This window comes from Acidobacteriota bacterium (assembly GCA_035529075.1).
Taxonomy (GTDB): domain Bacteria; phylum Zixibacteria; class MSB-5A5; order GN15; family FEB-12; genus DATKXK01.
The window spans coordinates 342,468-356,678 of record DATKXK010000014.1; the positions used below are offsets into that span (position 1 = coordinate 342,468).

7 protein-coding genes are annotated in these 14,211 nt (G+C 59.4%); all 7 read left to right on the top strand.

Annotated elements, in window-relative coordinates:
* The first annotated feature begins 44 nt into the window (after positions 1-44).
* The 7 genes from VMY05_09035 (at position 45) to VMY05_09065 (ending at position 14,202) form a co-directional block, all read left to right on the top strand.
* A complete protein-coding gene (locus VMY05_09035; protein ID HUV31216.1) occupies positions 45-644 on the top strand; it encodes a hypothetical protein in 600 nt (199 codons plus the stop codon).
* Positions 645-736: 92 nt separating this feature from the next.
* Positions 737-1,750, top strand: coding sequence for an asparaginase (locus tag VMY05_09040; GenBank protein HUV31217.1), 1,014 nt, complete (start codon positions 737-739; stop codon positions 1,748-1,750).
* 141 nt (positions 1,751-1,891) lie between these two features.
* Positions 1,892-3,298: a tryptophanase gene (locus VMY05_09045; GenBank protein HUV31218.1), complete on the top strand. Its 1,407-nt coding sequence runs from the start codon at positions 1,892-1,894 to the stop codon at positions 3,296-3,298.
* 4 nt (positions 3,299-3,302) lie between these two features.
* A complete protein-coding gene (locus VMY05_09050) occupies positions 3,303-3,905 on the top strand; it encodes a hypothetical protein (GenBank protein ID HUV31219.1) in 603 nt (200 codons plus the stop codon).
* A 513-nt stretch (positions 3,906-4,418) separates the two neighbouring features.
* A complete protein-coding gene (gene porU, locus VMY05_09055; GenBank protein HUV31220.1) occupies positions 4,419-8,207 on the top strand; it encodes a type IX secretion system sortase PorU in 3,789 nt (1,262 codons plus the stop codon).
* Positions 8,208-8,225: 18 nt separating this feature from the next.
* Positions 8,226-10,823 (top strand): PorV/PorQ family protein, encoded by a 2,598-nt coding sequence (locus VMY05_09060; protein ID HUV31221.1) that lies wholly within the window; start codon positions 8,226-8,228, stop codon positions 10,821-10,823.
* Between the two features lie 10 nt (positions 10,824-10,833).
* Positions 10,834-14,202, top strand: coding sequence for a hypothetical protein (locus VMY05_09065; protein ID HUV31222.1), 3,369 nt, complete (start codon positions 10,834-10,836; stop codon positions 14,200-14,202).
* The last annotated feature ends 9 nt before the right edge of the window (positions 14,203-14,211 follow it).

Below are 14,211 nucleotides of genomic sequence, written 5' to 3' on the forward strand. Positions count from 1 at the left end.
CCTTTGACGGCGATGAATCGAATCCAGGAGAGAGAGGCATACCTATGGCATATTCAGCAAAGCACCTTTGGCGGGTCGTATCAGTTACCGCGGCCGTTCTGGCATTGTCTCTGCCCGCCGCCGCCCAGAACTCCACTTCCTCACAAACCCCCAGCGAGATCGCCGAGGCGGGGTATCAGGCTTTTAAGGAGCTTGACTGGGAGACGTACGCAAGCCTGATGCATCCTGAGAGCCTGGAGCGCTTCAAGAGCGGGATTGACCAGGTGTTGGCTGTGAGAGCCGGTGACGGCTCGGGGTCGGCGTCGAATCCCTTTACGGCTCAGTTCGGAGCACAAGCCAGTGGAGAGGTGATCAAAGCGACGCCCGCCGAGAAGTTCTTTGTCAATATGATGAAAGGCCTGCTGGCCAAACTGCCCGACATGGAGAAGTCGCTGCGGGCGGAAACCAGCCAGGTTGTCGGCGAGGTCGCTGAGGGGGATACCCTGGTCCACGTGGTGGCCCGAACCAAGTCGGCTCCACGCGAGAACGCCCGGGAGTTTATGACGGTGGTATCGGTGCGCCGGTCACCGGACGGCTGGAGGATGCTCCAGACGGCCAAGATAATGGACCTCAACATGGTCATCAGGCGGCTGATGGTGCAGTAGGCGTCGCCGCGACACCAGATATTGGTGGCTTTTGCGCCCCTGATTGTGTATTCTCCGGTTTTGACGTACACCGTTGCAAGGGGAGTGACACCATGGCGGGCGAAATAGCGGCCCGGGTTTACCGGGGAGAGGCGGTCGAGGCGGTTCACCGCGTTTCGGTGGCGGTGGTCGATGCCGCCGGAAAGCTGACGCATACTCTGGGTGATCCGGACCACGTCACCATGGCCCGTTCGGCGATCAAGCCGTTCCAGGCCCTGCCGCTCATTCTCACCGGTGCGGCCGACCATTTTGGTTTTTCCGCGGAACAACTCTCGATCATGTGCGGCTCGCACAACGGCACCGATGAACACCGGGCGCTGGTTGTTTCGATTCTGGAGCGCATCGGGTGCACGTCCGATGATCTCCAGTGCGGGGCGCACCTGCCGATCTTCATGCGCGTCAATGAACTGTATCCCTCTGACGGCGAAGATCGCGATCCGGCCAGAAATAACTGCTCCGGCAAACACGCCGGTTTCCTGGCGCTGGCGAAATTTCTCAAGGATGACATAAAGGACTACCTCAACCCGGAATGCAAATCGCAGGAGATGGTACGGGAGATGGTCGGGCGGATGACCGGAATGCGGCCCGGTATGATAACGGTATCGGTGGACGGGTGCAGCGCCCCCAATTTTTCTGTCACGCCGTACCATCTGGCCCTGGGTTTCAGGAGGCTGGCGTGCGGGCAGGGGGATGAGCCGGAAGTAAGCCGCGCCCTGGTACGCGTCAAGGCCGCCATGTCCGAACACCCCCGCATGTACTCCGGGGAAAAGCGTTTCGACTACGACCTCATGCGTTCGTTCCCCGGCAACGTGGTCTGTAAGGTCGGTGCTGAAGCGCTCGAGGGGATCGGCTTTTCCGATCCGCCCGTCGGTATCGCCGTCAAGGTCCACGACGGCAACACCCGGGCCCTCTGGCCGATCTGCGTCGAGGTGCTCCGGCAACTGGGGCTGGTTGCCAAAGCCGAGGAATTTCCGTATCTTGTGAGTTACGTCCGGCCGGAGGTTCTCAATGCCAGGAGAATCGTCACCGGCCACGTTGAGACAGGTTTCCAGTTGAGAAAAGTGTGATGGCAGGCAAAGCTAATCTCCATCTCGTGCCCGATCATCTGGATCTGGGGTACCGCCGCCGGCGGGTCAAAGACGTCACCTGAGCCATCTTCACGCTGTCGTTTCCTGCTGAATAAACCCTTACAGACGAAAGGGGAGATCATGAAGCATTACCGTCAGCCGGCCGAACCATACCGCATCAAGTCGGTCGAGCCTATAAGACTGCTGAGCCGCCACGAGCGGGAGAAACGTATCATAGACGGCAAGTACAACCTGTTCAATATAGATGCCGAAGACATCTACATAGATCTGCTCACCGATTCGGGCACGCCGGCCATGTCCAATCAGCAATGGGCCGCGGTCATGATGGGTGACGAATCATACGCCGGGGCAAGATCGTATCGCCGGTTCGAAAAAGCCGTACAGGAGATCTGCGGCAAGAAGTACGTGATTCCCTGCCACCAGGGCCGCGTCGCCGAAAACCTCATGTTCAGCTGCGTTCTCCAGCCGGGACAGTATGTTCTTAACAACACGCATTTCGACACCACCCGCGCCAACGCGCTGCACAAACAGGGCATTCCGGTCGATCTGCCCTGCCCGGAATCGAAATCCGATGAAGCGCTGCCGTTCAAGGGTAACATGGACACCGGGCGGCTCGAGGCCTTCATCGAGAAGCACGGCGCCGACAGGGTGGCTATGGTCATTATGACCGTAACCAATAACTCGGCGGGCGGGCAGCCCGTTTCCATGGCCAATATCCGCCAGGTCTCCGAGATATGCCGCCGGTACGGTATCCTTTATTACTACGACAGTGCCCGGTACGCTGAGAACTGTTACTTCATCAAGCGCGACGAACCGGGATACGGCAGCAAGTCCATAAAGGAAATTGCCGTGGAGATGTTCAGCCTCTGCGACGGGGTGATGATGTCGGCCAAAAAGGACGGGCTGGCCAACATGGGTGGTTTCATCGCGCTTGACGACGAGGACCTGTACCGCCGCATCACCGAGTTGATGATTCTGATTGAAGGCTACCCTACCTACGGCGGACTTTCCGGGCGTGACATGGAGGCGGTGGCAGTCGGCATTCAGGAGGCCCTGGACTTCGACTATCTCGATTTCCGCGTGGAGCAGGTAGCGTACCTCGGCCGGAGGATCAAGGACGTCGGTATGCCGATCATAGAGCCGACGGGCGGGCACGCTGTCTTTATCGACGCCGGTCGATTTCTTCCGCACGTGCCACCGGGGCAGTTTCCGGGCCATGGGCTGGCCGTGGAGTTCTATGTCGAGGGCGGCGTTCGTGTGGTGGAAATCGGCTCCCTGATGTTCGGCTCTACGGATCCCGAAACCGGCAAGCCGGCCCTGGCTCCGCGAGAGCTGGTGCGGATGGCCGTCCCCCGGCGCGTTTTCACCAACTCGCACGTCGATTACGTCGCCGAGATCGCTGAGAGAATTGCCTCAAGAAAGGACTCCATACGCGGATACAAAATCCTCAAGCAGCCCAAGTACCTCCGGCACTTCACCTGCGAACTGGCGCCGCTGACCGCAATGCCTGTCGAGGTTGAATCATAGCTGCATGAAACAGCGAGCAGTCTGCTTGCCCGGTGTTCTGGCCGCCCTTGCCGTCGTGCTCGGAATCGCCGGTTGCGGCGTCACGATTCAAACCGGCCCGCAAACCGCCGAAGAGGCTACGCAATCCAGCGAAGTGCAGGCCAGGACAATGCGCGCCCGGTGGATGAATCAACTTGAGGCGGCGCAACCGGTCGAGAAGGTTACCATGCTCACGGTGCTTATCGATTCGGTAAGTTCACTTTACACGGGCTACGGGTATGACGTGGCCGACCAGTGGCGGCAGGGCAATGAAGGACGGGGAGAGAATATTAGCGACGCCGAGATGCGGGAAATGGTTCAGCGCTGGACAAAAACGCAACAGCCACTCCTGCAATCGTACGAGGACGTGATCGAGTTTGCGCTCGAGCATATTCGCAAAGACAACTTCTTCGACGAGACGACCGATGGCCTGATTATGAGTCTGGCAGAACAGTTTTATGAGGTTTACAGCCGCGTCTTCTATCCCGTGGGGACGCTGGCGGACTATGAGTACGGGCTTTCCCGGTTGCAGGCGACTACGCAGGAGTTGTCCGACCAGGTTCGAGCTGATCTGCTGCGATATCGATGACGGGCGGCAACGACGACCCTGACATTGAAAGATCAGAAATGCGGAAAAGCTTGCCCAGAGAATATGAAATCGCATTCAGGTTTATCCTCGCGTTTTCCGGCTGTCGACGGCAGGGAGACCTGGCAGTATCGGCGTATCCTATTGTATTGCACTGAGTTATAGTAGAACCTGAGATTCCCGCCGAGATTCGGGCGGTTCAGGCCGGGAAATTGCATCACCCAACAGGACGACAACGGTGTGAATTGATTGACAAATCTGAGGGAACTTTATATATTTTAGCGGTTTATACAGACACAGGAGGACGAATTATAGCACGTTAGCTAATTGATGATAAGGCTCTCTGAAGGCTCGGAGAAACAAGTTTCGTTTTAATGGCCCGGAGACCGTGCTATAATTATGTCGGTTCCAGGGCCGGGTGACTAACCCGGTATGTGCAAGTGCCTGTGTAAATTCATTGTTTCGGCTTTTCTGCCATTAGCCTGTGTCTCTTCTGTGGCCGCAGGGCCGGGAGGAATGCAGGTTCTTGCTTCTTCGGACTCCGAATTCCATTTCAGACTAACGGCTGATTCCACGCTGGCTAACCTGCCTTACGAAGCCGACAAGGACGGCCGGCAACTCGTATTTCGCTCCATCCTGCTCGGCCTTCCGCCCGGGGCCGAAGCCACGCTGATTGCGGCATACGGCCGTGAGGCGGTCTCCGTTGCCCGGCAAAGGCGGAGTACTCTTGCCGATAATGCCGGTACTGCGCCGCTGGTCGAAATCTCGCCGCCCTTTGCCGTTCGAGGGCGCCGACTTGTGAACGTGCGCGTCAACCCGCTAATCGGCAATGAGGTTTACCAGGCGGTAGAGGTCAGAGTCGGTTTTACGGGCGGGGCGGGTGCCGGCCGCGAGGCGGAATCGCCTGATCCGCTGTTTGACCGCATCTTCCGTACCAGCCTTGCCAACTACGATCAGGCCCGATTCTGGTCGCACAAAACGCGTCCGGTCGCCACTTCGGCGCAGGCCGTCGAGAACGACCTGTTGAAGACTGATGCCTGGTACAAGGTAATTGTGACCGGAACGGGGCTGCACAAAATCACCGGTTCTCAGATGGCTGCGGCGGGAGTCCTGTTGGCCGGGATCGATCCCGATTCAATCCGGCTTTTCAACGCGGGCGGGCTTCGGCTTCACGAAGACAACGATTCAGCGCGACCTTCATTCCAGGAGATGGCGGTCATTGTGGACGACGGTGGAGATGCAGATTTCGATCTTTCGGACTATGTCCTCTTTTTCGGGGAATCCGTGAATCGGTGGGTATACCGGCCGGATCAGGCGCCGGTGTACATGAACCATCCGTATGCGACGGAGAACGTCTACTGGCTGGCCTTCTCGGGCGATTTCCTCGCCGCACCGCTTCGCATGCAGGAGACGTCGGTCGCTCCCGTCGGTTCGACGGACACTACGATAACAAGCTTTCTGCGGCCTGCTCGGGCTGAGCAGGATAATATGATATCGAAGGACCCTGACGGGCATATCAAGGATTACTTTACCTGGTACTGGACCGATACCACCGGGCTGACGTTCTGGGTTCCGGCTCCCGGGGCGATCGACGGCGAACTTGCCTCGGTGACGCTTGTGGGCAAGACCAACGTCGGCACCGGTGACGCCGCCTATATGGACCTGAGCGTAAACGGCCAGGCGGCCGGCGGCAAGGTCTGCAATAACATTCGCTGTCAGTTCGAGACGTCTCAAATCCATGACGGGGCCAACAGGTTTGACGTGACGCTGGGCCCGCAGTCATTGAAAGTGCCGCCGTATTTCGATTACGCTGAATTGCAATATCACAGCCGGCTTCGCCCGGACGGGGACAGGCTGGACGTAGCGGTCGGGTCCTACGCCGGCCGGGCCGGGCTTGAAATCGATGACGAGTTTTCGTCGGTGCCGCTCATTCTTGACGTGTCCGACCCGCTGCGTCCGCGGATCTTGAGCGGATATGAGCAGTCTGGCGGCCAGATTACTTTCGAGGTCGACCTCGACGCCGCCGGCCCCAACCGCTTTTTCTGCGCTCCCGTGCAGCTTGCCGCCCAGCCCGCGGCGGTCGCCCCGGCGTCTGTCGCCGACATGCGCGATACGACCCAGCAGGCCGATCTGATCATAATCACGATACCCGGTCTGGCACCGTACCTTGATGAATATATCGCCTACCGCCGGGCTCAGGGTTACACTATCAGGGTCAGCTTTGTTGACGATATCATGGATAACTATGCTTACGGGCTGTATGATCCGACGGCTGTCCGTGACTACCTGAAATTTGCCTATGAACACTACCCCCCGCCTGCTCCCTGGGCCGTCCTGCTGGTGGGTGACGGCAGTTATGATTTTCTCGACCACATGGGTACGGGAATGCACAACTTAGTTCCCCCGTACATTCGCCGGACGGATCAGGCCTGCAGCGACGACGCGTACGTGCACTTCGGCAGCCCCGGTATTTTAGACTCGGACAGCAGTTACATCATCGTGCCGGACCGCGGGCTGGATATGGTGACGTCCCGCTGGCCGGTGCGAAACGGCGGTGCCATCCGGTCGATCGTACGAAAAATCCAGGCCTACGAGGCCAAAACGGGGTTCGGCCTCTGGCGAAACAACATTACCCTGGTAGCCGATGATGAGAAAGGGGCAACGGACGCTGAAGTAATCCACGTGCAGTCGTCCGAGTTTCTTGACCAGAACAATATTCCGGCGCATATCTGGCGCGACAAGATCTACCTGTGGGACTACCCGCTTGTGAACCGTCAGAGGCCGTCGGTGAACGACGCCATCGTTGATGCCTTCAACCGGGGCACGCTTATCGTCAACTATGTCGGGCACGGCAACCCGGACGTGTGGGCGCACGAGCACATCTTCGAGCGCATCGCCGATCTGCCCCGCCTGACCAACGCCGACCGCCTGCCGCTCGTCTACGCCGCTTCGTGCGCCATAGGCTTCTTTGACGATCCTCAGCGGGAAAGTATGGGGGAAGCGTTGCTGAGCCTGGACGACGGAGGAGGCATTGCCGTGATCGCCGCAACCCGCCTGGCTACTGCCGCCAGCAACGCCCTGCTCAACCAGAAGGTGTACGACGTGCTCCTGACCGATACGACGCTGTCAATATCTGAAGCCCTGTACGTGGCCAAACTGGACCGACAGTACCCCGGTCCGTACCAGAAACCGAACGATCAGAAGTACGTTTACCTGGGCGATCCCTGCGTCCGGCTGGCCCTGCCGAAGCTGGATATAGAGTTCACCGAAGTACCCGACAGCCTGACCGCCCTGTCGCGGACGCGGGTACGGGGACGGGTTGTGGACGGAGTCGGGCAGGCAGTGCCGGACGACGGCACGCTGCTGGTCAACGTGATCGACAGTGATCGCCGCAGGCTCTTCCGGCTGGACGAGAGTGACACCGCGGGAATTTCGTACACGGTCCGGGGACCCTCGCTATTTCGCGGGTCCGCCACCATCACCGGCGGGACGTTTGATTTCGAGTTTATCACGCCGCTTGATGTCGGCTACGGTGGAACGGGAGCCTCAATTACCACCTACGCCATTCTTGATACCATCGACGGCCTGGGGCAGAAAGACAACATTGTCATCCGAGATTCCGTGGCCGTCAGCCAGGACTCCACAGGGCCGGGAATCGCCTATTCTATTGCCGGCCGCAGGAATTTTGTAAGCGGTGACGTCGTCTCGAGGGATGACGTGCTGCAGATCAGGCTTACGGATCCCTCCGGCGTAAACCTGGCTGACAACCTTGGCCATGGAATCACTCTGGAGATCGACGGCCGGGCCGAAAACCAGAGGAATCTGACGGATTTGTTTGAATACGACCGGGATTCGATCACTACCGGCATGCTTGAGTATCCGCTGGCGTCGCTTGACGCCGGTGGCCACCAGTTTGAGATCAAGGCCTGGGATAACGCCAACAACGTGTCCGTGGCCCGGTTTTCCGCTGAGCTCGCCTCGGGATTCCAGCTGGCCATAAACGACCTGCTCAATTACCCGAACCCGATGAACGAGCGGACGACGTTTTACTTTGAATTAACCCAGCCGGCAGAGCGCTTTTCCATGGAGATTTTTACGCTGTCCGGCAGGAGAATCTGGTCGGTTACCCACTATGGTCTGGCTGCCGATAATTATCCTAATGGCGGAATTTCCCTCGTCTGGAACGGCCGCGACGTAGACGGCGACCGCGTGGCAACCGGCGTATACATCTATAAAGCCTCGGCGCGGCCGCAGTCCGGCGGTGAAGGGGTCGAATCTTTTGGCAAAGTAGTAGTCGTAAACTAATATCTCGGAGACACAAGAATGAAACACCACCCACTCAATCCGGCAATCCTGACCGTACTGCTAGTCCTGGTACTTGCCTTGAATAGCTTTGCTGAAGTCTCGAACACGGCGGTACTCTTTCTGCGCATCGCGGCGGGTTCGCGGGCGGCGGGTATGGGTGAGGCCTTTGTGGCGGTTGCCGACGACGGTACGGCGACTCACTGGAACCCGGCCGGCCTGGGCGACTATCCGCTGGCCCACTCGTGGCTGAACGCCGACGTTCCGGAAGAGCTCGGCTCGATCCAGGGCATAGCGACCGTGAAGACGGGCAGAGGCTCCAATTACATGGCTTACGATATCTGGGCCATCGCCGGCGGCCGGTTGATACGGTACGACACCAAGGGCTGGCAGACCGGAGAGGTCTTTCACACCAAGACCGATGAGACGGTGGCGAAGAAAGTACGTGACTATTTCGACGTGACCAGCGAGGCGCGCCTTGAGAAGATCATTCTGCAGGTCGCGGCCACCAACAATCGTGGCACGTATGATGAGCTCGTTCAGATGAGAGATCGGGTCATGGCCGTGGTCCCTCCCGACTACGACGATCTGGGTTCTTTGCAGGTCGGTTTTGACACACTTCTGACCGGGTACAACCTCTGCCTGCTGAAATGGGACCAGGTGGACAAGCTGAAGGACCACGTCCGTAAGGGGCTTGAGGACAGTGTCCTGACTACCGAGGAGATCGAACGCATCAACTTCGCCGTCGAGAAGTCGGTCGGGCGCTTCATTCCGGAGGCTCTGTCAATGCCGTATTCGGCCGTGCTCACCGGCGAACTTACGGCCATTTCTTCGGACGGCGATCTTCTGATCGTCGGCACCAGCGACGGCCTGCTGCAGTACAGCGGCTTGAAGTGGCGGCGATTCGGCCTTGAGGACGGTCTGCCGTCCGACCGCGTGACCTGCCTGCACAGCGTCGGTGCCCGGACCCTGGTCGGCACGGATAAGGGCGTGGTCGCGTACAACGGTGCTCAGATCGCTCAACTGGAAGCGATCGATAGCCTGCCTGCCGGTGCAGTCGAGGCCATTGGCGCCTCCGGGCTGGATGCCGTTTACGCCGTGGTCAACCACGACCTGTACTTTTACGACGGCAGCACCTGGTCAAACTCGATGCCGTATACGGTCGCGCTGGATGAGTCACCGGAAACGATTGCGCGGAGGTATGCCCTGTACGGTTCGCCGGAGGAGACTGAAAAGTACATCGCCAAGCTGGCCGTCGTCAACCAGCCGGCCGATGCTGAGGCGGGGACTGAAAGCAGCATGTCACTGTCGCCCGGCGCCGTCATCGCCGCGCCCTACCTTGCCGAACTCAAGGGAACGGTGCGGTCGCTTCAAGTCGGGGTAGACGGCCGAGTCTGGCTCGGGACCGATCTCGGCGTGCTGATATTCGATCAGGACAAGTGGGAGGTGCCCGGCTACCAGCGTCAGGCCGTGACTCCCGAAGACACATACGAATCCCTGGCCATTCGGGACGTCGCGGCAACCGAGGAACAGAAAGAGGCATACCTGGCCCGCTTCCGCGAACTTAACGACCTCACCGGCGAGGAGTTGGAGGTCGGTCGTGAAGTGCTGGTTTATGCCAACCCCGCGGCTGCTCCGGTCCGGCAGATCAAGAGTAACGACGCCGCCGTGTACGTTGCCACTTCGGGCGGGCTTCTTGAGTATGAAGACGAGGTATGGAGCCGGGCTTCGGTCGGTAACCTTGGCCACGAGCCGATGGTTGACGTCGCCTCCATCGACGCCGAGATCTGGTTCGCCAGCCCGACCCGTGTCATGACCCGGGCCAGGGGCCGGACGGAAATCTCGCTGATGCACGTCAACTGGCTGCCCGAACTGGCTGACGACCTCTACTACGAGTTTGCCTCCTTTGTCAAGAGCACCGAAAGCTGGGGGACGTTCGGCGGGAACGTTACCTTCCTCTCGTACGGCACTCAGGTCAGGACTGATGCCGAAGGCAATGAACTTGGAGAATTCTCCTCTTTCGACGTGGCCGTTACTCTCTCCTACGGCACGCGGCTGACGAACACCCTCACGGGCGGCGTCTCGGCCAAGGTTATCTACTCTCGCCTGACCGATCAGGGTCAGAGCCACGAGAAGGGTGACGGCAAAGCGACCGCATTTGCCGTGGATCTCGGCCTGCTCTACCGGGTCAACCCGCGCCTGACCTTCGGCACCGCGATTACCAACATCGGGCCGAAGATCTTGTATTCGGACGCCGGCCAGCGTGATGACCTGCCGCGTAACCTCGCGCTGGGGTTGGCTTACAAGTTGATTCAATCCAGCTATAACCGGTTGATCGTCACCGCCGAAGTGAACAAGATCATGGTTGGCCTGGATGATGGCCTGGGCGAGGAGTTCAGGCAACTCGTGCTCAACGGCGGGGCCGAGTTTACCTATGCCAATATGTTTGCCGTCCGGGCCGGGTATATCTACGATCAGGAAGGCAAGATCAAGACCATGACCGTGGGTGCCGGCGTTGCGTTGCTCAATCGATTCAAGTTTGACTTTGCCTACATTCCGAGCAACGAGGACGTCTCACTGGCCAATACCCTGCGAGTGTCGCTGTCCATACTGCCGTAAGAGGTTGAAGGTGTCACGATTCGGAACATGGATGATCCGGCAGGTCGTCTGCGCGCTTTTGCCGTTCCTGGCCGTTGGCGCAGCGGACGGTGACGGACTGCTGTACGGCAGCAAGCAGCAGGTTGCCGATAATCCGGGCGATAACCGCGTGCAGCATCGTTGTCTGACCCCGGAGATCCCCGCCGCCACCTTCATTCCGCTGGAGCGGGAACATCCCTGGTCCCTTCCGAAGCAGGCGCTCGCCGCAGACTTCGAGACCACCGTCCGGTGCCTGGTCCTTCGGTTCAACTTCCAGTACGAGGACCCGGACAATCCCAACACGACCGGCCGGGGTCGTATGGATTTCTCGCCTCACCCGCTGCCGAACGAGTTTAATTCGGCCACGTCGGAGGATTCCATCGAGTACCTTCAGCGCGTGGGGCATTTCATCGATCCGCCGCCGCACGACTCCGCGTATTTCAACCGTCATATGCGCGCTCTGCGCACCTACTGGGAGACGGTTTCGGAAGACAAGATCACACTGGACTGGGATATCTTCCCGCTCGCCGGGGATTCGGCCTACGAGTTGCCGTACGCCATGAATCACTACGGGCGGTGCGATTTCGACGACGTGGTCGAGGGCCTGGAACAGTTTTTCCTTGACTGTATCCGGCTTGCCGACACCGTGCATCTTCTGGACACCAACCATGCGGACATCGATTTTTCCGCATACGACGCGATATTGCTTTTCCACGCCGGGTCCGACCGCCAGAACGATGTCGGCTTTCCGCCCACGTGCAACGATCTTTTCACCGGCTTTATTCGTTTCGGTGATTCCGTAGCCGTCGACGGCGGTGCGTACTTCGTCAGGACGGCCCTCATGGTGCCGGAGACGGCGGTCCAGGATAACAGGGCGACCGCGCTTAACGCCGTGCTGGCGCATGAGTTCGGCCACCAACTGGGGCTCGTTGACCTGTATAATACGCGCAACTTTTTCAGCCAGCTCGGGGACTTCGCCCTGATGGACAACAACGGCTTCGGCACGGGGGTTGATTTCGGCTTCCCGGCCGGCTACGCCTTCGGCACCACGCCGCTGTATCCGATGGCCTGGTCGCGCGCCCACTTAGGCCTGGTGCCCGTAGTAGATTTCCGCCGGGCGGATTCCATCCAGGTGGTGGCGGCCGAGGTACTCTCACATGGGATCAAGATCGCGCGCGTGCCGATATCGGAAACTGAATACTATCTCATCGAGAATCGGAATATCGATATCGACGGTCTCCAGGCGGGATCCCAGTTCGATACCCTCACCAACGTCATTCTCGGCCCGGCCAGGCGGGAGCCCGACAACTCCATCGTACTGACCGGCGAATACGATTTTCTCATGCCCGGCTCCGGCCTGCTCATTTTCCACGTCGACGAGGCCGTGGCATCGCTGGATTATGACGGTGACGGAGAACCGAATTTCTTTGATAACGACCTGCAACTGGACCCGGACCGGAAATTTATCACGCTCGTGGAAGCTGACGGCCTGGTCAATTTCGGCGGCTACTACCGGGCCGGTTTCGGCCGGGCCGAGGATATGTTCCGCGACGACCGGCAGAACAGCTTCACGCCGAACACCAACCCGCCCGCGATTGACAATTCCGGAAACAACACGCACGTGCACGTAACGGACATCAGGCGGGCCTATGACGACAGTAAGCCCAAGGACCCGTACGTCGACAGCATTATGCTGTTCAGACTCAGGACCGACAAGCTGGCCGAGAATTTTCCGATCCGCGCCGGTGTGCCCGTAAAAGGGCTGTCGCCGGTTGCGGATGATCTTAACGGCGACGGCGTTGACGAGATACTCGTGGCCTCGGGGAAGCTGCTCTCGGCGTTCACCTCGTCCGGGGACGACTTCCTTGAGCTGGTCGATCCCTGCGCCGCTTGCCCCACCTATTACGATACCATGATTACGTCCATCAATCGTCGCACGTCGTATCAACCTCTCAAGGGTTACCCCGTGCCGCTGTACGTTGAAGCGGACCAGCCCATCACCGCCGGTCCGGTGACGGGTGATTTCGGCGTTGCGGCGGGCGACAAGTACGTGGCTATCGGATATCCCCTTGATACGTTCGGACTGAATTTCAACGTGGTGCTTTACGGAGCACGGGACGACGACGATGACGGGCAGGCCGACGGCGTTGACGCCATCACCACGGTCGGACGACCGATGGAGCTTTCCTTTGGTGACCGCCTGTACGTCCTGACCGACAGCGGCAAGGTGTATCGCCAGGATTCGCTGTTTTTCGCACCGTCGAATCCCACCTTTGAGTTGTCCGATGACGTATACTACGGCGTCTGCCGTCTCGGCGGTCGGTTGGTTGTGCTCGGTGGGAGGGAGGCCGTCACCGGCGTCGGCGCCGCGACGACTGTTCACTGCCTCGATGATTCGGTGTACAGTTACCTGTTGCCCGGCAGCTACATCTACGGACCCGTCACGGTTGACGTCAATCGCGACGGCCGGCCGGAAATCGTTGCCTTCTCGGAGGACGGGGACGCCGTCTACTTGACGGTGGACACGACCAATCGGGCACCCTCGTTCTCGATTCTGAAGCAGAAGGAGACCGGATACCGGATCACCGTAAAGCCGTCGATCGCCGACGTGGACCTTGACGGCCGTCCGGACGTCATCACCGCCGGGCCGAACGCGGTTTATGCCTTCGGCGGCGGATTGAACCTGAAAACGGATTTCCCTATTGAGATTGATGACCGTTTTACGGATGCGGAGGTCATCACGACCGTCGTTGTGGCCGACATACAGCGGGGCGGTCTGCCCGAGTTGATCCTTTCGACCAGTGCCGGCAATTTCTATGCGTACGGCCAGCAGCTTGCGGCGGGTTTCCCTCTCAATTCCGGCGAGCAGGCCCGGGTGTATTCCGACGGGGCGGCGGTCGTGTTTCATGATTCGACCGGCGGAAGGCTTGGCTACCTCGGCGGCGACGGCTGGTTCTACGCCTGGGAAGTCGATGCCGACACCGTGAGGAATTTCTGGCCGATGTCCGGCGGCACGGCCTCCGGCGCCTTTACCTTCGACCAGTCGCTCCTGCCGGCCGAACAGACGTTTGCCAAGAGCTTTCCCGATGAGCGTTTTTACAACTATCCCAACCCCGTGCTTGACGGCCGCACGACGATTCGTTATTTCCTTGGTGAGACGCCCGATCGCGTGACACTGAACATCTATGACCTGTCCGGTGAGCGGATCGCTCGTTTTACCGGTCCGACGGCCGGTGGTACTGACAACGAAGTCATCTGGGAGTGCGACGGCGTAACGGGCGGCGTGTATCGTTGTGTGATCGAAGTGGATTTCGGCGGGCAACGGCGCACAGCCTTTACGGACATAGCCATCATAAGGTAGGAGGCCTCG